Raw genomic sequence first — 21,289 nt, forward strand, 5'->3', positions numbered from 1 at the left:
CGCAATGAAGTTTCATTTGATGCAAACAGGTGTAATCGGTCGTCGTTATGAGCTGGAAGCGGGTATGGCTGGGCAGCGTCCTGAGTTGTATCAGCGCTTTCTATCCGAAGTGCGTGATTACGTTCGTCTGGCGGATGAGCTTGGTTATGCAGGCTATTGCCAGCCTGAGCACCACCTGCAGATCGAAGGTTTTGAGATCAACAACCATCCCGGCATGTTCAGTCTCTATGTGGGCCTGCATTCCAAGCGGATGAAGGCCGGCATCATGGGGTACACCCTGCCGACCCATAACCCGGTGCGTATCGCCGAAGAAATCGCCACCCTTGACCACATGCTCCAAGGGCGCCTGATGGTTGGTTTCACCCGTGGCTACCATGCGCGCTGGGTCGACTCCTATGCTGCGCGTCCGGGTGTCAGCGCCACTACGCCGGACAACGCCAAGGCCCGCGACGAGCAAGATGCGCTGAACCGCGAAGTCTTCGAGGAGTCGCTGCAGGTCATCAAGAAGGCCTGGGCCAATGACGTGTTTAGCCACAAGGGCAAACACTGGGAGTTCCCGCCAAATGGCGGCTCTGCCGGTCACCCGGCCTATGCCAGCATGGGCAAGGGCATGGATGCAGATGGCATCGTGCGCCAGATCGGCATTGCGCCGAAGTGCTACCAGAGTCCCCACCCGAAAATTTACGGCGGCTTTGCCGGCAGCATGCGCACCGTCGACATGTGGGCCCGGGAAGGCGGCAAGCCAATCGTGCTGGCTTCCGACCTGGACTTTTGCGATGCCCTGTGGACCCGCTATGCCGATACCGCACGCCAGCACGAGCGGGAGGTTGCCCGTGAGGATGTTGCTGCCTGGGGCGGTTTCCTGATGCTGACCGATGACAAGGACAAGGCCAAGCAGTTGATGGCCGAGCATAAGTGGTTCTGGGACAAGTGGTTCATTCCGTTCGGCCAGAAAATGCCGAACGTGCTGATCGGCTCGGCTGACGAGATCGCCGATCAGATCGGCCGCGCCCACGACCGCCTGGGCTTCAACGAGCTGTTCCTGATGTTCGGTCAGGGTCACCTGGACCCGGAGCAGAACAACGAGGAACTGGAAAAGTTTGCCAGCCTGGTGGCTCCTCGCTTCGCGACCAAGGATGCCGAAGGCACGCTGGTTTAACACTGGCCAGTGCACAGTTGAAGCAGGTCGGAACTAGTCCTACCTGCTTCGATTGTAACGACCTGATCAGCCCGAGATGCCGTGAAGGTATTAAGGGTGAACGCAACGCGAATTTATCTGGAGTTGCATCATGAGTGACGTCACCACAGAGAACGTACGAGACGCGATCGATCCGCAATGGTTCAGAACCGTTCTGGGCCAATATCCCACCGGCGTATGTGCCATTACTGCGATGGATCAGGACGGTAGGGTGTCGGGTATGGCAGTTGGGTCGTTCACCTCGGTATCGCTTAATCCTCCTTTGGTGGCGTTTCTGCCCGATCGCAGTTCCACCAGTTGGCCGAAGATTGAGTGTGCCGGTAAGTTCTGCGTCAATGTGCTAAGTAATCAGCAACTGGGTGTCTGTAAGCGCTTTGCTTCCAAAGCGGAAGATAAATTTGCCGGGCTGGAATACGAGCTATCAAACAATGGCTCCCCAGTGCTTGCGGGCGTGGTGGCCTGGATCGATTGTGACTTACATTCCGTTCAGGAAGCAGGTGATCACTATATCGTCATTGGTGCAGTTCGTGAGTTGCAAATCGAGTCCCAAGATTCTGCTCTGCTTTTCTACCGTGGCGGATATGGTGGTTTTGCATCGCTGTAAATTGAAACTAGCAAGTTGCTGCATGTCGGTTATGCGCAAGGCTCGGCCGAACCTTGGCAAGATTGCGCGAAACTCGTTTGAGTCGCGTAATCTAGGTGCGAGTAATGTTTACCGGAATTATTGAAGCGGTTGGTTTGATAGGCTTGATCGAGCCCTGCAATGGTGATCTGAGGGTCTTCGTTCTGACTGGGACGATGGATTTGAGTGGTATGGCGCTAGGGGAAAGTGTCGCGGTCAACGGTATCTGTCTGACAGTCGTCAGTTTGCTGCAGGATGGTTTCTGGGCTGATGTCAGCCAGGAAACGCTTAGCCGCAGCAGTCTGGCGGGGCTGCGACACGGCGATCGTGTCAATCTGGAAAAAGCGCTTAGGGCGGACTCGCGGTTGGGCGGTCATTTGGTCAGTGGACATGTCGACGGACTCGGCAAGGTGGTTTCGCTGTCACGTGACGCGCGCTCATGGCTGATTCGCATCCAGGCGCCTGCAGCGCTCACCCACTATATTGCGGAAAAAGGCTCGATTACCGTAGATGGTGTCAGTTTGACGGTCAACGCGGTGGCAGTCGACTGCTTTGATCTGAATATAGTGCCGCACACCATGCAAATGACCATCATGTCCAACTACCAAATCGGCCAGCAGGTCAACCTCGAAGTTGACCTGATTGCACGGTATCTAGAACGCCTTCTGGCCGGTCGTCAGCATGAAAGACCGGGCGGAGAGGGTGGGCCCCCTTGGAACTTTGCAAGTGTTTGTAAATGCGGGCTGAATCAGGCAACTCATGATGCGCCGGCAGTGTGAAATTCTGCCCAGCAATTGATCAACGTTGTTGTTGACTTTTGTCGATCGCGGTACCATCTTTTGGTATTTAAACGGTGCCGAGCACATAATTAAAAGCGTGCAGAAGGCTGCCAGAGTAACAACTGCCTTCTGTCCGTAGTGGAGGACGCTCAATGACAAAAACAACAGAATGGTTTGAGGTTTCCCCAATAGGCGACCTCATCGTACGAGGGGCGCATTTGCAGCCAGCACGGGATGCGGTCGTTTTCCCTGAGGAAAGACGCACCTACCGGCAGTTGTGTGACAACGCCATACAGGTGGCCCGCGGTCTTATAGCTCTTGGAGTTCGTCCCGGTCAGCATGTTGGGCTGATGTCCGCCAACAGCCCTGAATTCATTGAAGGTTTTCTCGGCGCGGTGATGCTCGGGTGTGTAGCGGTGCCGATCAATGCCCGGCACAAGGCCAGCGAGATTGGCTATATCATCGAAAACGCCAACCTTGTCGCTTTGCTGACTACTGCAGACGACAGCGAGTACACCAATTTCACTGCGCTGTTCTGCGATGCATTGCCCTCATTATCTAAGGCTGAGAACCCGGCAGCCTTGGTCCTGCCAGAAGTACCCTGCCTGCGTAGTACCGTGTTGCTCAAGGGCGAGTGCCGTAAGGGGTTTGTCGGACGTTCGGAATTCGATCGTTTGGCACAGAGCATCAATGCGAACCAGGTGCATGAGGCTCGCTTGCGCGTGCGTATTCGCGATCTGGCACTGTTGGTCTACACCTCTGGCACAACGGCCAACCCCAAGGGCTGCATGCTGACCCATGAAGCCATTGTACGCGGCTCGGTGCAGCGTGCCCGTTCACGGTTTGCCACAGACGAACACCATGTTGCCTGGAACCCAGGTCCGCTGTTCCACATTGCAGCGATCGCTCCCTTCCTCGGCGTGATTGGAACCCTTGGCACGTACCTAACCGATACCTTTTTTGAGCCCGGGCGAGCCATTGCCTTGATGGAAAGGGAAGGGGTGAGCATGGCTTGGCCTTGGTTCCCCGCCATCGTACAGGGCCTGCTTGATCACCCTGATTTTGATGTCGGCAAACTGAGGTCGCTGCGCAAGATTATGCTGATCGGCCCTCCTGCTCTGGTCAAAACGGTTCAGAAGACCTTTCCGGACGCTGAGCTCTTCCAAGCCTGCGGCATGACCGAGACTGCCGGTATCTTTGCTCTGACCGACGCCGACGAAACGGCAGAACAGCGCGCCAACACTCAGGGGCGTCCTGCGGTTGGAATGGAGGTACGCGTTGCCAGTCTTGATGGAAACGGCGATGCCGCACCTGGCGAAGTAGGTGAAATTCTGGTGCGCGGCTTCTGCATAATGGAAGGCTACTATCGCGACCCAGTGAAGACCGCTGACACTTTGGACAAAGATAGGTGGTTGCATACCGGCGACCTCTATTTGCGCACTGAGGACGGCAGCCTGGTATTCAACGGTCGCCTCAAGGATATGCTCAAGGTCGGCGGTGAAAACGTCGCAGCTATCGAGATCGAATCTTACCTCTGTGAGCATCCCTGCGTGGCCATTGCGGAAGTGGTTGGCAAGCCTGATCCGCGCCTGGACGAAGTGCCGGTGGCTTTCGTCGAGCTTAAGCCGGGCAAGACTGTCGAAGCTGAAGAGCTGATCGCCTTCTGTAAAGGAAATATCGCTAACTACAAGATCCCTCGGGCTGTGCATTTCGTTGAGCCGGGTACCTGGCCTATGTCAGCAACCAAGGTTAACAAGCGTGCACTGCGCAGCATGCTGACCGACTAGGCCGCAGCGTAGCGACGGGCGCTGTTGCAACCTGATCGTAGCAGAACCGAACGGAGTATCTGGATATGGAGCAGAGTAGCGAATGTTGACACTCGAAGAGATCGGAACCTACGCAGAGGGCTTTCTCGAGTCCGTGCTGGACGGCGAGCCGTTATCTGATCGGGACGCCGCGCTAATTGGCCTTGCGGTCCGAATCTCACCTTCGGCCCTGGATATGCAGGGGACGCAAGACTATGTGCGGCGGGCATTGGATGCCGGTGCGAGCGCGGCACAGGTGCATGAAGTACTGGTGCTGGTCTCTGGCCTAGGAGTGCACACCCTTATGGTGGGCTCGTCTACTGTGGCCGCGGTTTTGCGTGAGCGGGGCGATCTGTCCATCAGCGCGCCGCTGGATAGCCTGCGCCAGCAGCTTTGGGATCAGTATGTCGGTGATGACCCGTTCTGGGGCAGCATGGAGCAGCAGGTGCCCGGTTTTCTGGACGCGCTGCTCCGTCAGTCGCCCGAGGCCTTTGAGGCATTCTTCAAATACTGCGCGGTGCCCTGGAAAACCGCGGCACTGCGTGCGTACCTCAAGGAGCTGATTTCCTTGGCGGTGGATGCCGCACCATCGCATCGCTTCATGCCGGGGCTGCGCCTGCACCTGGCCAATGCAGTGCAGTTGGGCGTTGGGCGCAAAGCTATTCTGCAAGCTCTGGAGATTGCCGCGGATGCCCCGCTGCACCGAGGGATCGCCTAAGTCACTGTTAGGAACGGCGGAAGAGGGTGCCGTAGGTGCGCAGCGATAATAAAGCCCAGATACTGACGTCTGACGCTGGTTTCTGGTGGTAGATCGAAGCACAGGGAAGTGATCGCCGGACCTGAACCGCCATCTGTTCCCTACGCGGAAGAAGGCGAGGTCATGTCATTTGCGCCGTCAACGGCCGTTCCACGCGCATTTGTGCTGTTCGGGGAGGGGATATTCAGCCTGCCGCACACCATGTACCTCTTTAGGGCGATGCGGTGCAATGCTTGTTGGGGATCGATCTGGGCAGAGCATGCCTGATTGGCTTTTGATGAGCGGGTGCACAGGCCCATGAATCGATGAGCCTTTTCAGGACTGCGAACAGGGTGTTATTCGGCGAGATTGCTTTCAATTTCGATGAGCTCCGCTGGTCAGCAGCCATTGGGTGCTGACTGCCATAACCACTGTGGAGCGCAAGCGCGGCCGGAGTTTTTCCCTGTTTGCCCGCATCCCACTGGAATTGTGGATTCCACGCCATTCGGACACTCAGCCCGCGCTGATCCGGACATCTGTTCCACAATCATTCTGACAGGCAGTCTGTGCGCAGCGACGCAGGGTTGGCATCGTTTGTCGTAGCTGCCCGGCGGCGTCAATCTCCGCGGCTACTTGCGCATCGACTCGCCTTTGAGCCGGATAAGATAAACGCTCCAGGAGACATCTTTACTTCGAAAAAAGGTGACCGATGGTGGTGTAAATCCTGTGTGACTACCTGCCGGAGAAGTGTCCGAATGGTCGCAGAATCGGTGTTCGGATGCGCGTTAAAGGGGGAAGAGTCAGCGCGGAATCCGCAAAAGCACGCCGTAGGTACTATCCGCAAGACAAGATTTGCTGATCCGGTTGCCCACCGCTGAAGGATGACCCCACCCCGATTCGCAGGGATGGCTGGACCGTCAACGCGCTAAGGCTGGGGGTATGAGCCGGTCAATAAAGGCTCGATTCTTCGACATTGTATTTGCCGAATCGCGAGGTGACTATGTTGCTGAGTGCTGCCCGCACAGTACCTCACCTCACCTCACCTCACCGCCCGCTACTGAGTGCCTCGGTAGGTGTTATCGAGGCGCCGCCTGAGCCGCCTGAGCCGCCTGAGCTGCCCGGGCCGCGAGAGCGCTGAGTGCGCTCGCGTCACCACGTGTCGATGAAGGGGCGCCTCTTGCCCTGCCTTGGCCCCACCGTCTTTAACGACTGCAGGCAACGTGCAAGCCACTGGCGTGATGTGGCCGGATCGATGACGGCATCAAACTCAAGCGATGCGGCGACACTGCTGGCCTTCCCGCGCTGGTAATAGTCATTGACCAACTTGTCGAACAGGGTCTTCCGTTCCTGCTGGTCGGCAATGGCTTCCAATTCGTCGCAATAGGCAAGTCTGACCGCGCCTTCAAAACCCATACCGCCAAACTCGCCGGTCGGCCAGGAAGCAATGGACAGCGGTGCGTGGAAGGAACCGCCGGTCATCGCCATGGCGCCAAGACCATAGCCCTTGCGCAGTATCAGACTGAATAGCGGCGTGGCCATATTCGCGGCTGCTGCGAATAGCCGGCTGGAGTGGCGCACAAGCGCTGTTTTCTCGCTCTCCGGACCGACCATGAAGCCGGGGGTATCGCACAGGCTGAGCACTGGCATATCAAAGGCATCACAGAGTTGAAGGAAGCGCGAGGCTTTGTCTGCAGCATCGGTATCGATGGCCCCACCGAGGATCTGCGGATTGTTGGCTATCACTCCAAGCGGACGCCCTTCAATGCGTATGAGTGCGGTGATCATATTGGCGGCAAACTGCTCGCGCAGCTGTATGGCAGAGCCGCTATCCGATAGCGTCTCGATCACGGACCACACGTCATAGGAGCGCAGGCGGTTGTCCGGCACGCTGTGGCGCAACCCTCGCTGGTCAGCAGATTCCCAGTGCTCAAGCGACCCCTGAAAATAACCCAGCAGCTTTTTGGCTAGCGCGGTGGCCTGCGCCTCGTCATCAACCACACAATCTACCACGCCGTTCTTAGCCTGCAGATTGACCGGGCCAATGTCCTCCGGCGCATACACACCCAGTCCCGCGCCCTCGATCATTGCTGGACCAGCCATGCCGATATTGGCATCCCGGGTGGCAATGATGATGTCACTGCAGCCGGCCAGCACTGCATTGCCGGCAAAGCAGCGACCGCTGACGATGCTGATGCGCGGAGCCAGACCACTGAGCTGGGCAAATTGCAGGAAGCTGGGCATGTTCAGCCCGGTTGCCCGGGTAGCATCGTCGTTGTCCCCTGGCCGGCCGCCTCCCCCCTCGGCATAGATGATCAGGGGAATTTCCAGCTCGTTGGCGATACCGAGCATGCGCGACAACTTCTTGTGGCTCATGATGCCCTGTGTGCCGGCCAGTACGGTGTAGTCGTAGGCCAGCACCATGCACCGGGCTTGTGGGGGCTGGAACTGATTGCCATTGACGCTGGCAACCCCTGCGATCAGACCGTCCGCTGGTGTCGAGATGGCCAGTTCCTGTTCGGAAAAGCGGCTGCGCTGGGCGGCAAATGTAAGGGCCCCATATTCAATGAAACTGTCTGCATCACACAGGTCTGCTATGTTTTCGCGAGCAGTGCGCTTGCCTTTTGCATGCCGGCGCGCCACTGCCTGAGGACGCGACGCATCCTGGCCGAGGGCGTGGCGTGATAGGACCTCGGAGAGGTCCGCTCTGGCCGTGTCCAGGTCAACCGCGTGTAGCGATCCGCTATCGATCGAATCGACATCGGCCTCTTGAAGATAGAGCAGGGCTTGGTTTGCGGTAACGGCCGAATGCATGTCCACACTGACGCGACGGATAATCCCGCTAGCTGGCGCGCTGATTACATGCTGCATCTTCATGGATTCGATCATCGCCAGCGCCTGCCCCTTGTGCACCGGCTGGTCCTCGGCGACATGCAGTTCAATCAGCAGGCCGCTCATGGGGGCGGTAATCATTCTCAGACCATCCAGAAAATGCTCATCTGGATGTGCTGTGGGAGCAGGACCGGATGACTCGGTAAAGAACTGCTGTGGATGCTTCTGGCTCGGACTGCGAATTAGCTGCCCCAGGTGCTCATCAATAAAGCGGGTATACACCTGGCTCTCGACCACCGCAGGGTGGCAAAGCAGGTTCTTGAGAAACTCGATATTGGTTTCGACACCTTGTATGCGTGTTTGACAAAGGGTGCGATAGACGCGCTGAGCGAGCTCGCTGAAGCTTCCGGAAGGGCTGTGCACAATCAGTTTAGCTAGCAGCGAATCGTAGCGGGGATTGATGCTGTACCCGGCGTAGCCAAAACTGTCGACTCGAATGCCGGGGCCGCCCGGCGGCTCGAAGATGCTGAGCGTGCCGCCACTCGGCAGTACACTGCCGTCGGGCTGCATGCTTTCCATATTGATGCGTAGTTGCATGGCAAAACCCTGCGCAGGAGGAATGTCCGCCTGTTGCAGATGCAGGCTGCGTAATGTCTCGCCGCCGGCCAGGCGCAATTGCGCCTGCACCAGATCAATCCCGGTGACGGCCTCGGTGATGGTGTGTTCCACCTGCAGTCGCGGGTTGGCTTCTATGAAGAAGAAGCGACCGGTTTGCTCATCGAGCAGAAATTCGAAGGTGCACAGGCTGCTGAGGCCAACTGTGCGGGCCAACCTGAGTGCGGCATCAATCAGTGCTTCGCGTAGGTCGCTGCTGAGCGACGGACTCGGGGCAATTTCCAGCATCTTCTGGTGCTTGCGTTGCAGGCTGCATTCCCTTTCCCACAAGTGGCTCACTTCTGTGCCGTCACCGATCACTTGCACTTCTATATGCTGTGCGCGGGCCACCATTTCCTCGATGTACAGCTCATGATCGCCAAAAGCTGACAGAGCCTCGGCGCTGCACTGATGGAAGGCTTCTTCCAGCTGATTGGCATCGCGCAGTATTCGCATGCCACGGCCACCGCCACCGGCAATCGCTTTGAGCAGCGCTGGGTTTCCCGCTGGCAAATTGGCAAGAAAAGCGCGAGCTTGCTCTAGATCGATTGCGCCGTCGGTTCCAGGAATAACCGGAACTGCGCACTGCTTGGCCAGCACTCTGGCACTGGCCTTGTTGCCAAGTCTGGCGAGGACATCCGCAGACGGGCCGACAAAGCGGATATTGGCGGCTTCACATTGTCTGGCAAATTCCGGCTGTTCACTGAGGAAGCCGTAGCCGGGGTGGATGGCATCACAGCCATGCTGGCAGGCCAGGGAAATCAGTTGCTGCACATCCAGATAGGCCGCTACGCCAATACCTTCGAGGGGAATGGCCTGGTCGGCAATACGCGTATGTAGGCATCGCGCATCATCTTGCGGGTACACCGCGACGCTTCTGATACCTAAGTCGGCTGCGGCACGGGCAATACGGATGGCCACCTCTCCGCGATTGGCGATCAGAAGCTTGTTGATCATGTTTTGCCCTTCTTAATACAAAAAAAGGCCGAACGCTTGGCGCCCGGCCCCGGTGCACTTGGGTAGACTTAGCGTCCCTTCCATTCCGCTTTACGTTTCTCGACAAAGGCGTTACGGCCCTCGAGTACATCTTCGCTGGAGGCATATTCCTCGATCGACTCGAAACGGGTTGCCAGAGCAACTTCAAGCGGGTAGTCGAGGCGGCTCATTGCCGCGTCTTTGGCGGCTTGGTTGGCTAGAGGGGAAGCGGCCGCGACCTTTTCCGCCCAGCGCATGGCTGCTTCGGCAAGGTTGGCCGGCTCGACCACTTCATTCACCAGGCCATAGCTGAAGGCGTCCTGGGCGGACATGCGATCCCCGGTCAGGATCATGGCCATGGCAATGCGCTGCGGCAGCTGACGTATTGCGCGGTGAACGACGCCGCATTCGCCGATAATGCCGGCCTTGGTTTCCGGCAGGCCGAATTGAGCATTGTCTGCTGCAACGATGATGTCGGCACACAAGGCCAGCTCGAAACCACCGCCTAGCGCATAACCCTGAACAGCGGCAACCAGTGGCTTCTTTAGTTTCACCAGCGGGCCACCAATACCGGTCAGACCACCACCGACAGCCATGCGCGATACACGTTCAGTACCGCCACTGATATCACCGCCAACACAGAACGCGCGGTCACCCTCTGCAGAGAGCACGGCGACCCAAACTTCCGGATTGTTGTTAATTTCATGCCAGGCTTCAAACAAAGCCTGATCCATATCACCATTGATGGCGTTCAGAGACTTGGGACGGTTCAGCCGTACGTGAGCAGTATGGCCTTCAATGTAGAAGTCGACGTTAGACATGGCTCTTATTCCTGTATTTTTTTCGCCGGGGTCAGAGGGGTCGTCCGCTCTGAGCGGTAGAGTTTTATCGACTCCTTCAGACCTATTTCGGCAAGCTTCTGTTTGATTTCCAGCACCGAGGGCGCCACGTGTAGCAGTGCGTCCATCTCGGCTACCGCAGCTCCGGCAGAACGGAAGCCCATCGCTTCGGCGGCACGGTTGATGGACAGCTTCTTGATTCGCAGAACTTCGGGTGGTGTCAGGGCAATGCGCTCGGCGAGACTTTCGACACACTCAATGAGCTGGTCTGGGGGCACGCTATGATTGGCCCAACCCCACTCGACTGCAGTTTTCCCATCAATGCTGTTGCCAGGTACGAAAGCTAACTCCTTGGCCCGCTTGGCTCCCACCAGTGGTACCCAGAGGGGGGCAATGTAGCCGCCCCCAATCGGGATCGTCGGCTCACCGATCTTGGCGTCATCGGTCACAACGGTGATATCCGCATACACGCAGATCTGTGTGGCCCCCGCGATGCAGTACCCGTGAACAGCGGCGATGATCGGTTTGGGGTGATCCCACATCGCAACATAGCGGTCCACATTCCGGCGCAGACGTTCCCGATCAGCGAGCGGATCGGGTACGAGACTGCCGTAGCCGTTTGCCTTACCAACTTGGCCTATGTCGTAGCCAGCCGAAAAACCGCGTCCTTCTCCCCGTATACCAATCACAGGGCCGCCTTCAGTTGCGAGACGCTTAAGGGCATCAGAAAACTCGTCGAGCAATTCGTTTGACAGCGAATTAGCACTGTCAGGCCGATTGAGAATCAGCCAGGAAATTTTCTCCCTGTGCTCGATGCGGATGTGTTCATACGGGTAGGAAGACGCGGCGTTCATATCAGCTGCGTCCAATCGGCAGGGTTTTCTTCACATGGAAGTCCTTGTCGCCGGTCACGCGCAGCTCGCGGCGCTTAAACTGCCATTTGCCATCCGTGCGCACGATGACATCGTGATACTGGCCCCACACATGGCTGTCAGGCATATCACGGTTGTAGCGGTGCCATGCATAGAGAACAGAGCGCACGGTGGCTTCGTCCGGACCGGTGAAGTCGACGACGATATTCGATACATGGTGGCTAGTGGCTTTGAAGAAGGAGCCAACGCCTTCAAGAGTCTTGGCGTAGGCTGCGCGTCCCTGTGCGCCGAAGCCGCCGGGGCCGTAGATGACCTCACAGTCTTCGGTGAATAGGGCAGCCAGCTCGGCTGCCTGATTCATGTCGAGATGGAAGGCATAGGTGAACAGCAGGCGCTCAATGGCCTGGGTGTCGATAAGTTGTTGCAGCTGGGTTTCTTGGGTCATGTTGTTCTCCTCAGTCAACGTTAGAGTTGACTGATACTATTTATTTGTCAACGCGAGTGTCAACTTTCATTTCTTGCTTTCTGTCGGGGCGGCCCGCGCATCCCTTGGCGGCAACGATCCCTGATGCTGTGGCCGGGGTTAGGCGGTGCGGGTAGGGAGGGCTTGATGGAGGTGTTTGAGTGGCTGGGGAATGGCACCTCCGGTCATTCCTTCTATGCTGTCATGTGTGGAGTAGACAGGCTGAAGTGTTCTATTCGGGTGTCTGGTGGCAGTGCTGCCAGCTTCTGCGCTTGTAGCGATGTGTCCGAGAGCTAGAGGCCTGTCATGCCAGCTACTTGGTGCAGATGGGCTTGTAGCGTGAGCGGTGCCTACGAGGGCCGCTAAGTCCAAGCGCTAAGCCAATGCCTGTCAGTCTGTAAGGCGCCGCGTTCTGTGGCGTGAGCGCGCTGCGTTCCGCTGGTGCTTACATCTTCTCGGCCTGATTGCAGGGCATCGAACGACATGAGTTGAGGATCGTCGGCCGATGAAGTCTTCGTCTTGGCATCGTTCAGGGCCGCGTAAGCTGCCGAGCCCTGCTCGCAAGCGCAGTGGCATAGCAATGAGAAAGGGCATTGGCGCTGAACGGATTCCGGTTCTGGTCGTGCGCAGTGTCGGAGCGGGCGGCCTGCAGACTTCTATTTGGTGAAGCAGTCAATGGCGCACCACATAGGTGCTGCCTTGCGGCCATTATTCGACTCGCGCAGGGTTCTGCGAATCGATAGCGCAGTGCTCCACTGCGGGCTGCCAGGGCTGAGGGGGGGTACTCGCCACCGCCGTAGTTTGCGCCAGAAGCGTCGTATTGCCGGTGCTTACCTTATCAAGAAGGTCTGCGCTTATGACAGTCGTCTGAAGGCCTGGATGATTCGCTTCCAGGGGGTAAGGACGAAACACTTGGCCAATTGCCTGGGCTGGAAACGTTTGGTCGAGAGCTATGGGAAGCCACATAAACCCATTGATTTACATGAAGTAATTCCCCGATGTATGTCCCTTTGGGCAGCTAACGCCATAGCCTTCCTTCCCCCTTCATACGCTTTGCGCGTCTCGGCAGCGCGACCGCTCCACCGTCAGCTGAGAGGCATCTCCCACCTGAATTGCGTTGGGAGAGGGAGTTATCAACGCTGGAGTTGACGAGGAGGTGCTCGAATGGTATATCAACGTCGGAGTTGAAAAAGTGAGGTAACGGTTGCGATGGGGTTGGGCGCAATCCAGAGGAGAGTGGTGACGTACTGAAGCGCAGGCTGGCGTGCTGTTGGCCAGTAAAGGTCCGTGGACAGGAGAAGCAGAAATGCAAAAACAACAAAAAGAAATTGCAAGGTTTGGCAAGATTCAGTTTGGTCAAAAGAAGCTGAGAGCAGCGATCGCCCTTGCGACGATTTTCTCATCTGGTGCATCGCAGGCAGTCACTCTGAAGGCCGACCAGGACTGGACGATCAACTTCGATACGTCCCTGCAGTGGCTCGCAGGCTGGAGGGTTGAGGGGCGCGACGCGCGTATCGCGAACAATCCGAATAACCACGCCGCCGATCACAAATTTGATCGCGGGGAAATGGTTACGAACCGTGTTCAGGGATTGTTCGAGTTGCAGGGTGTCTATCAGGATAACTATGGTTTTCGTGTGTCTGCTTCGGCTTGGAATGATTTTGCTTACGACGATGATGTCGAAGTACGTCCGGGGTACCTGCCGACCTATAGCGATGGCAAATACAGCAGCCATACTAAGAAGTACCACATCCGTGGTGCTGAGTTGCTTGATGCTTTCGTTTTCAGCAACTTCGAAGTCGCTGACCACAACGCATCTGTACGGCTAGGTCGCTTCAGTCAGCAGTGGGGTAACGCAGTATTCTTCGGTTACTCCGGTATTGCGTTCGGTCAGCATCCCGTTGACTTCATCAAGGGGTTTTCTCAACCTGGCTCTTCCGTCAAAGAGTTGATCCTGCCGCGTACGCAGGTCTACGGCAGTTTCGATATCAATGATGAACTGTCAATCGCCGCACAGTATTTTCTCGAGTGGCGTCCCAATCGTTTCCCCGAAGGGGCTACCTATCTGGCGCCTGCCGATATTCTCTTTGAGGGGCCGGATGTCGGCGGTAGCGTAGTGCCAGGCGCTGTTGTTGGTAAGAGCGATGATCCAGATGATATCAACGGCAACTTCGGTGTCCGCTTGGACTGGACTCCGGCCTGGGCTAATGGTGATCGCATTGGCTTTTATTATCGCCAGTACGACGAGCCGGAACCTGTTGCAACTCTGAACTTCCCTCAAGTTGAATTGAAGTACGCCGAAAAGTCAAAAATGTACGCGATGTCCTACGAGACCGCGATTGGGGCTAACAGCCTCGGCTTCGAAGTGAACTATCGTCAGGATACCGCGTTGCAATCCGTTTTCCCTTCCGAAGTGGCGAAAGGTGACTTGGTTAACGTGTTGGCTAACTCTTTGATCAGCCTGCCCGGCAACTCACTCTGGGACGCGGCGACCGTCCTCGGTGAAGTGACCTACACGCATCTGACTAAAGTGCATGACAAGGACATCTATAACGGTGAGGGTTATGCCTGTAAAGGTAACAGGAGTGATGGCTGTGGTACAGACAATGCAGTTGCAGTTGCGCTGCTGTTTGAACCGTCCTGGCTGCAAATCCTTCCATCCACTGACATAAGTCTGCCGATTTTCGTCCAGTATGGAGTTACCGGAAATCCGGCCTATGCAGCTGGGGGGTTTTATGCTGAGGACTCCGTCATTGCCTCTATTGGCGTGAAAGCAGCTGTGGCCCAAAAGCATTATTTTGCTCTGCAATATCAGGACTACTACTGGAATCCCACTGGTCGCATCGTTAACGGTGCACCTGGCGGTGATATATATGCAGGTGGTAACGGTCCCACTGGTCTGAATGACAAGGGCTGGGTATCGCTTTCCTACAACACCTCGTTCTAAAAGAGGGCCCAGCCTAGCGAGTCAAGCATCCAGTAATACTTACAAGCCTTACAGACACACTTGTTCCGATAATCACAAGAAGGAAGACAGCCGTGCTGAAAAAAACAATTATTGCCGGGCTGGTGCCTGCCCTGGCACTGTGCTTCGTAGGTAGTGCCTTGGCTGCCGTATCGGCAGAAGAGGCCAAGCGTCTTGGTGCGGATCTGACCCTGCATGGCGCCGAAAAGGCCGGTAATGCAGATGGTAGCATTCCAGAATACACAGGCGGACTGCAGCCGGTTCCTGGCTACAACCGGGACACGATGCAGACTTATATCAATCCTTATAAGGATGAGAAGCCTCTGTTTTCCATTACGTCCGCCAATATGGAGCAGTATTCGCAGTTCCTCACCGAAGGTACTAAGGCTACGCTGCGTAAGTATCCCAGCTACAAGCTCAATGTGTACCCAACCCACCGTTCGGCGCGTTATGAAGACTGGGTACTTAAAAACACTCAGGTGAATGCGACGACTGCCGAAATGACCGGCGAGAACACGGGCGATGGCATTAAGGGGGCGGGGCCTGACGGTCTACCCTTGCCGGGTGTTCTCTTCCCGATCCCGAAGAATGGCTATGAGGTGATGTGGAACCACAAGCTGTCCTTTGCCCCGGCGATCATGCACCAGCACAACCAGGGCTTCGTGGTTGACTCCAAGGGCGGTGTGAGCGTGCTGTCCACCCCAAACCAGTACCACATGCGCCCCTGGTATGACCATAGCGGCAAGCTGCGTCAGGAGTCAAACGGCGCAATTCTATCGTTCTCGGCACTGCAAACCAGTCCGCCGCAATCCGCGGGCGTAACCTTCCTGAACTTCTATCTGCCGACCGCCGACAACGGTGGTCAGCTGGTATGGTTCTACACTCCGGGTCAGCGCCGTGCACGTCGTGCGCCGGACTTTGCCTACGATCTGCCGATCAGTTCTTACGGTGGCGTACTGATGTGGGACGAGCTCTTCGGCTTCGTCGGCCGCATGGATCGCTTTGACTTCAAGTTGGTCGGTAAGGAGGAAAGGTTCGTACCCTACAACGCCTATACCCTGACTCAGGACGTCAATCCGCGTGACGCACTTGGTAAGGAGCACTTGGCTCCGGAAGCCCTGCGTTTCGAAAAACATCGGGTATGGATTGTCGAGGCCGATCGTAAGCCAGGTGCCCGCCATGTATATAGCAAGCGCCGCTTCTATATCGACGAAGATAGCTGGCAGATTGTTGCTCTGGAAACCTACGATAATGCCGGTAAGCTCTGGAAAAACGGTTTCATCGAGAGTTTCCCGACCTACGACGTAGGTGGAGTTAATAACAACACGTGGGCTTTCAATGACCTGGTTTCAGGCAACTACATGCTGATCAATGCCGGTGCTTCACAGCCTGGCTACTGGAACCGTTCCTATACTGCTATGGACGGTTTGCGTATTGCACTTACTCCGCGTGCAGTTGAAGCTCAGGGTGTTCGTTAACAGCTGAAGGACTTCTGGCGGGGGTGTCAACCCCCGCTAGGCTCCAGCTTTCTTGTAAGTAATCGAGTTCACTTCTGCTTACTGTGTGAGTTTTCTGAAAGTCTTTCGTGCACCAATGGCTTTGCTTAAGCAAAGAAGAGAACCCCGTATGAAAAATAAATTGAATAAGCTGCTCAGGGTGTTTGTCCTTCCTTTTGTGGTTTTGTTCGTGTTGGCTTCATCATCAATGGCCGATTTCAAAGATCCTCTGGATTATGGCGCCATTGAACAGAAAAAGCCTCTGAATAAGCCCTTTATTGACAGTGCGAAAAGCGGGCATACATTAGTCGTGGTTGGGCCGCGAGGCTTGATTCTGTATTCCAATGATGGGGGAGGGAAGTGGGCTCAAGCCCAGGTTCCTATACAGAGCGACTTAGTTGCCATTGATATGGTCAACGAGTCAAAAGGTTGGGCAGTTGGGCATGATGGCGTGATTCTCGCCACTACTGATGGCGGCGCCACATGGGTCAAGCAGCTTGATGGTCGAATGGCCAGCGAGCAGTTCATCAAATACTACAGTAAGCGTCTCAAACAGGGCGACAGCAGCGTTGAGAAGGCCCTTGAACTCACCGAGCTCAATTATCGAGATGGTCCGGCCTTACCCTTTCTCGATGTCTGGTTTCGTGACGAGTTGACCGGTTTTGCCGTAGGTGGATTCGGAAACATTGCGCGCACTGATGATGGTGGCAAGACTTGGACACCATGGACGGACCGCATTGCCAATGAATCCGGTTTTCACCTCACTAGCGTCGTAGGCGTTGGTGATGATGTCTTTATCGGCAGCGAGCGTGGAGTGTTGTTCAGGTTGAATGCTGAGCGGCAGTTTTTCGAAATTATTGAAACCGGGTATTCCGGTAGCTTTACCGGAATTACCGGCGCTAATGGGCTGATCATCGCTTATGGCGTGGGCGGGGCGGCGTACCGCAGTACAGATCGAGGCAATACATGGGCGGAAGTCAAGGATCTGCAGGGCTCAACCATCAACGATGCTTTCAGACGGGCCGATGGCAAGGGTTATATATTTGCCAGTCAATCTGGCAAGTTAATCATTAGTGACAAGAACTTTGCCAATCTTGAGGTGATCGACTCCGGCACACCCGTTAGTTTCACTTCGATTCTCGAAGTATCGGATCGTGAGTTGCTCGTTACTGACTTGCAGGGGCTTTCGAAGGTTTCGCTGGTGGATCACAAGATGACCAGAGTCACGTCTCAGGAGTAATGTCAGATGTTAAGTAATAATAAAGCTGCAGCAGGGCCTGGTTCGGATGTGACTGCCGGCACGTTTGACCGCTCATCAGGAGCCTTTCACGAGCGGCTGTTTTTTAACAATCGCATATTGTTTCTTCTGGTCGGAGTTTTTGTAACGCTCTGTTTCGGTTTTCAGAGTGCGAAGCTTGGTGTAAACGCAAGTTTTGAAAAAATGATGCCCTCATCCCATGAGTACATCCAGAACTACCGCGCCTTTGCAAATAACCTGCGCAGTCTAGGTAACGCAGTTACAGTGGTGGTGGAGAACAAGAATGGGTCTATCTACGACGCCGAGTATCAAAAGACGCTGAGCGAGCTCAATGACAGGGTGTTCCTGATCAATGGAGTCGACCGGGCATTCGTACAATCCCTGTGGATGGCCTCGGTGCGCTGGACCGCGGTAACCGCAGAGGGCTTTGACGGCGGTCCGGTCATGCCACCGGATTATGACGGCTCGCCCAAAAGCCTTGAGCAGCTTCGTGCCAACGTCGAGAAGGCCGGGTTGAAAGGCTCCCTTGTAGCTATGAACGAGCGCTCCAGCGCGATGTTCGTGCCCTTGATGGAGCGGGACCCGGTAACTGGTCAACTTCTTGACTATAAGGCTTTTACAGACAGCATCAATGCAATCAACGCAGAATTCCAGAGCCGGGGCGTCGAACTCCATGTCATCGGTTTCGCCAAACTGGTCGGTGACTTGATTTCCGGCCTTATGGAAGTGCTCAGTTATTTTGTTGTGGCTGCCGCGGTCGTATCGGTCATCGTTTACTGGTATTCGCGTTGCTTGACCAGTACCTTAATCGTGGTTGGCACTTCGCTGATTGGGGTGATCTGGCAGTTGGGGATCATGCAACTGTTCGGCTTTGTGCTGGACCCCTTTTCGGTACTCGTGCCTTTCCTGGTTTTCGCCATCGGTGTGTCCCATGGCTCGCAGATGATGAGTGGCATCATTCAGGACATCGGCGAGGGTGCCGATCGCTATGTGGCTGCGCGAATGACCTATAGGCGGCTGTGTCTGGCTGGCTTTGTGGCGCTGGTAGCCGATGCCTTAGGTTTTGCCGTGATCTCGGTGATCGATATTCCTGCTATCCGTGATTTGGCCCTACAAGCCACTGTTGGTGTCGCGGCGCTGATCATCACCAACTTGCTGCTCATTCCAGTGGTACTGTCCTTCACCGGTATCAGTGCCCGCGCGGCCCAGCGCGCTTCGAAGGTTCTGCACGGCGAGCACCTTATGGTCAGGTGGCTCGGTGATCTTGCTGAAAAGCGCGTTGCCCGCTTGGTGCTGATCAGCGTGGCAATTATCACAACTGCTAGTTTCATCCATGGTCAGAAGATAAGCATTGGTGATTCCGGGACCGGTGCCTCCGAGTTACGCGCGGATTCAATTTATAACAAAGATGTAAATTACATCCGCGAAAACTACGGTTTGTCGAAAGATATGTTTGCGGTGATTGTGACGACGCCGGAGGGTGGCCTAGGTAACTTTGAAACCCTGTTGCAAATTGATCGGCTGGAACAGCAGCTGAGTGACTTGCCTGGTGTGCAGATCACCGAATCCGCAGCCAGCATGGCTCGCAGGCTCACTCCGGCAGGCTTTGAGGGCTCGCCCAAGTGGTACACCATCAGTCGTAGCCGCTATATCACCAATGACGCGGTAGACAACGTGTTTACCGCACGTCCAGGGCTGATCAACGATTCTCGTACAGTGGCACCGATCATTGTCTATCTGAGCAATCACAATGCCGAAACCCTGCAGCGCTTGACGCAGGTTGTTGAGGCGTTTGCCGCCGAAAATAACAATGAAGATCGGAAATTCCTGCTGGCCGGCGGCAACGCTGGTGTGGAAGCTGCCACTAATCAAGCAGTGGAAAAAGCCAGCTTCGAGATGGAAGTACTAGTTTACGCAGCAGTAGTTCTGCTCTGCTGGATAACTTTCCGTAGCTGGCGTGCCGTGCTGGTGGCGATTCTGCCGCTGATTGTCGTGACCATTCTATCCAAATCGTTGATGGTCCTGCTGGGAATCGGACTCAAGGTGGCTACCTTGCCAGTAGTAGCGCTGGGTGTGGGGATCGGCGTGGATTACGCGCTTTACATGCTGACTGTATTCCTAGCGTTTCAGCGTCAGGGTATGTCGGTCAAGGGAGCTTACACCAGTGCGCTGGCGTCTACCGGGCAGGTGGTGCTGCTGGTAGGTGTTACCTTGACAGCAGCGGTGGGTACCTGGATATGGTCTCCGATCAAGTTCCAAGCCGACATGGGCCTGCTGCTGGCCTTCATGTTCCTCGGAAATATGCTTGCGGCACTGATTATGGTCCCGGCGCTGTCCGCTTATTTGCTGGCACCTAATAAGGTTGAGCCCGAAGACTCCGTTGGGGTCGAATCAGATAGCGATCTTGTAACTAAGCACGTCGCCCAAATGTCGACCCTGTGAGCTGTCAGGAGGATTAGCCGCTGCTGGCTGTAGCAGGCGTCTAAGGGGGCGGACACGTCAAAAGCAACGTGCCCGCCCTTGTCCGGGCGTTCAGCGATAAAGGTTTGGGCGTTTTTTTTTGCCCTGCAAATCAACATGAATGTTGACATCCGGTGTTTGGTTGTCTGATAGTCAATCGATACGAGCCACAGCAGGAACCGAGGAGGCGCAATGAAGTTTCATTTGATGCAAACAGGTGTAATCGGTCGTCGTTATGAGCTGGAAGCGGGTATGGCTGGGCAGCGTCCTGAGTTGTATCAGCGCTTTCTATCCGAAGTGCGTGATTACGTTCGTCTGGCGGATGAGCTTGGTTATGCAGGCTATTGCCAGCCTGAGCACCACCTGCAGATCGAAGGTTTTGAGATCAACAACCATCCCGGCATGTTCAGTCTCTATGTGGGCCTGCATTCCAAGCGGATGAAGGCCGGCATCATGGGGTACACCCTGCCGACCCATAACCCGGTGCGTATCGCCGAAGAAATCGCCACCCTTGACCACATGCTCCAAGGGCGCCTGATGGTTGGTTTCACCCGTGGCTACCATGCGCGCTGGGTCGACTCCTATGCTGCGCGTCCGGGTGTCAGCGCCACTACGCCGGACAACGCCAAGGCCCGCGACGAGCAAGATGCGCTGAACCGCGAAGTCTTCGAGGAGTCGCTGCAGGTCATCAAGAAGGCCTGGGCCAATGACGTGTTTAGCCACAAGGGCAAACACTGGGAGTTCCCGCCAAATGGCGGCTCTGCCGGTCACCCGGCCTATGCCAGCATGGGCAAGGGCATGGATGCAGATGGCATCGTGCGCCAGATCGGCATTGCGCCGAAGTGCTACCAGAGTCCCCACCCGAAAATTTACGGCGGCTTTGCCGGCAGCATGCGCACCGTCGACATGTGGGCCCGGGAAGGCGGCAAGCCAATCGTGCTGGCTTCCGACCTGGACTTTTGCGATGCCCTGTGGACCCGCTATGCCGATACCGCACGCCAGCACGAGCGGGAGGTTGCCCGTGAGGATGTTGCTGCCTGGGGCGGTTTCCTGATGCTGACCGATGACAAGGACAAGGCCAAGCAGTTGATGGCCGAGCATAAGTGGTTCTGGGACAAGTGGTTCATTCCGTTCGGCCAGAAAATGCCGAACGTGCTGATCGGCTCGGCTGACGAGATCGCCGATCAGATCGGCCGCGCCCACGACCGCCTGGGCTTCAACGAGCTGTTCCTGATGTTCGGTCAGGGTCACCTGGACCCGGAGCAGAACAACGAGGAACTGGAAAAGTTTGCCAGCCTGGTGGCTCCTCGCTTCGCGACCAAGGATGCCGAAGGCACG

At 56.1% G+C, this 21,289-nt stretch carries 14 protein-coding genes; 10 read left to right on the forward strand and 4 right to left on the reverse strand.

The window, feature by feature from the left end; translation table 11 throughout:
• The first annotated feature begins 19 nt into the window (after positions 1 to 19).
• From E8E91_RS09530 to E8E91_RS09550, 5 genes are all read left to right on the forward strand, one after another.
• Positions 20 to 1,159, forward strand: a complete 1,140-nt coding sequence (locus tag E8E91_RS09530) for an LLM class flavin-dependent oxidoreductase (protein ID WP_280363646.1) — start codon at positions 20 to 22, stop codon at positions 1,157 to 1,159.
• Positions 1,160 to 1,289: 130 nt separating this feature from the next.
• Positions 1,290 to 1,802 (forward strand): flavin reductase family protein, encoded by a 513-nt coding sequence (locus E8E91_RS09535; RefSeq protein ID WP_179059757.1) that lies wholly within the window; start codon positions 1,290 to 1,292, stop codon positions 1,800 to 1,802.
• Between the two features lie 104 nt (positions 1,803 to 1,906).
• Complete coding sequence (locus E8E91_RS09540) at positions 1,907 to 2,599, forward strand: riboflavin synthase (RefSeq protein WP_179059756.1); 693 nt, start codon at positions 1,907 to 1,909, stop codon at positions 2,597 to 2,599.
• A 152-nt stretch (positions 2,600 to 2,751) separates the two neighbouring features.
• Positions 2,752 to 4,386, forward strand: a complete 1,635-nt coding sequence (locus E8E91_RS09545; RefSeq protein ID WP_179059755.1) for an AMP-binding protein — start codon at positions 2,752 to 2,754, stop codon at positions 4,384 to 4,386.
• Positions 4,387 to 4,468: 82 nt separating this feature from the next.
• The gene (locus tag E8E91_RS09550; RefSeq protein ID WP_179059754.1) at positions 4,469 to 5,122 is read left to right on the forward strand and encodes a carboxymuconolactone decarboxylase family protein; all 654 of its coding nucleotides are present in this window, start codon (positions 4,469 to 4,471) and stop codon (positions 5,120 to 5,122) included.
• Between the two features lie 1,167 nt (positions 5,123 to 6,289).
• Here E8E91_RS09550 and E8E91_RS09555 read toward each other — a convergent pair.
• From E8E91_RS09555 to E8E91_RS09570, 4 genes are all read right to left on the reverse strand, one after another.
• Positions 6,290 to 9,580, reverse strand: a complete 3,291-nt coding sequence (locus E8E91_RS09555) for a carboxyl transferase domain-containing protein (protein WP_179059753.1) — start codon at positions 9,578 to 9,580, stop codon at positions 6,290 to 6,292.
• Positions 9,581 to 9,648: 68 nt separating this feature from the next.
• Positions 9,649 to 10,419 carry an enoyl-CoA hydratase-related protein gene (locus E8E91_RS09560; RefSeq protein WP_179059752.1) on the reverse strand — a complete coding sequence of 257 codons (771 nt, stop codon included), beginning with the start codon at positions 10,417 to 10,419 and terminating at the stop codon, positions 9,649 to 9,651.
• A gap of 5 nt (positions 10,420 to 10,424) precedes the next feature.
• Complete coding sequence (locus E8E91_RS09565; protein WP_179059751.1) at positions 10,425 to 11,291, reverse strand: enoyl-CoA hydratase-related protein; 867 nt, start codon at positions 11,289 to 11,291, stop codon at positions 10,425 to 10,427.
• 1 nt (position 11,292) lies between these two features.
• The gene (locus E8E91_RS09570) at positions 11,293 to 11,754 is read right to left on the reverse strand and encodes a nuclear transport factor 2 family protein (protein WP_179059750.1); all 462 of its coding nucleotides are present in this window, start codon (positions 11,752 to 11,754) and stop codon (positions 11,293 to 11,295) included.
• A gap of 1,324 nt (positions 11,755 to 13,078) precedes the next feature.
• On the opposite strand from E8E91_RS09570, the gene E8E91_RS09575 reads away from it, so the two are divergent.
• From E8E91_RS09575 to E8E91_RS09595, 5 genes are all read left to right on the forward strand, one after another.
• The gene (locus tag E8E91_RS09575) at positions 13,079 to 14,719 is read left to right on the forward strand and encodes a DUF1302 family protein (protein WP_179059749.1); all 1,641 of its coding nucleotides are present in this window, start codon (positions 13,079 to 13,081) and stop codon (positions 14,717 to 14,719) included.
• 92 nt (positions 14,720 to 14,811) lie between these two features.
• Positions 14,812 to 16,215, forward strand: coding sequence for a DUF1329 domain-containing protein (locus E8E91_RS09580; protein ID WP_179059748.1), 1,404 nt, complete (start codon positions 14,812 to 14,814; stop codon positions 16,213 to 16,215).
• A gap of 148 nt (positions 16,216 to 16,363) precedes the next feature.
• Positions 16,364 to 17,473, forward strand: coding sequence for a YCF48-related protein (locus E8E91_RS09585; protein ID WP_179059747.1), 1,110 nt, complete (start codon positions 16,364 to 16,366; stop codon positions 17,471 to 17,473).
• A gap of 6 nt (positions 17,474 to 17,479) precedes the next feature.
• The gene (locus E8E91_RS09590) at positions 17,480 to 19,933 is read left to right on the forward strand and encodes an MMPL family transporter (protein ID WP_179059746.1); all 2,454 of its coding nucleotides are present in this window, start codon (positions 17,480 to 17,482) and stop codon (positions 19,931 to 19,933) included.
• 210 nt (positions 19,934 to 20,143) lie between these two features.
• On the forward strand, positions 20,144 to 21,289 hold a 1,146-nt coding region (locus E8E91_RS09595; RefSeq protein WP_179057997.1), incomplete at its 3' end, for an LLM class flavin-dependent oxidoreductase.

This window comes from Pseudomonas sp. BN515, assembly GCF_029873155.1.
In the GTDB taxonomy this organism is placed as follows: domain Bacteria; phylum Pseudomonadota; class Gammaproteobacteria; order Pseudomonadales; family Pseudomonadaceae; genus Metapseudomonas.

What these genes read in the sequence shown, in the direction of transcription:
- E8E91_RS09530 (WP_280363646.1), top strand. Translation starts at nt 20, where the DNA reads ATGCAAACAGGTGTAATCGGTCGTCGTTATGAGCTGGAAGCGGGTATG.
- E8E91_RS09535 (WP_179059757.1), top strand. Translation starts at nt 1,290, where the DNA reads ATGAGTGACGTCACCACAGAGAACGTACGAGACGCGATCGATCCGCAA.
- E8E91_RS09540 (WP_179059756.1), top strand. Translation starts at nt 1,907, where the DNA reads ATGTTTACCGGAATTATTGAAGCGGTTGGTTTGATAGGCTTGATCGAG.
- E8E91_RS09545 (WP_179059755.1), top strand. Translation starts at nt 2,752, where the DNA reads ATGACAAAAACAACAGAATGGTTTGAGGTTTCCCCAATAGGCGACCTC.
- E8E91_RS09550 (WP_179059754.1), top strand. Translation starts at nt 4,469, where the DNA reads ATGTTGACACTCGAAGAGATCGGAACCTACGCAGAGGGCTTTCTCGAG.
- E8E91_RS09555 (WP_179059753.1), bottom strand. Translation starts at nt 9,580, where the DNA reads ATGATCAACAAGCTTCTGATCGCCAATCGCGGAGAGGTGGCCATCCGT.
- E8E91_RS09560 (WP_179059752.1), bottom strand. Translation starts at nt 10,419, where the DNA reads ATGTCTAACGTCGACTTCTACATTGAAGGCCATACTGCTCACGTACGG.
- E8E91_RS09565 (WP_179059751.1), bottom strand. Translation starts at nt 11,291, where the DNA reads ATGAACGCCGCGTCTTCCTACCCGTATGAACACATCCGCATCGAGCAC.
- E8E91_RS09570 (WP_179059750.1), bottom strand. Translation starts at nt 11,754, where the DNA reads ATGACCCAAGAAACCCAGCTGCAACAACTTATCGACACCCAGGCCATT.
- E8E91_RS09575 (WP_179059749.1), top strand. Translation starts at nt 13,079, where the DNA reads ATGCAAAAACAACAAAAAGAAATTGCAAGGTTTGGCAAGATTCAGTTT.
- E8E91_RS09585 (WP_179059747.1), top strand. Translation starts at nt 16,364, where the DNA reads ATGAAAAATAAATTGAATAAGCTGCTCAGGGTGTTTGTCCTTCCTTTT.
- E8E91_RS09590 (WP_179059746.1), top strand. Translation starts at nt 17,480, where the DNA reads ATGTTAAGTAATAATAAAGCTGCAGCAGGGCCTGGTTCGGATGTGACT.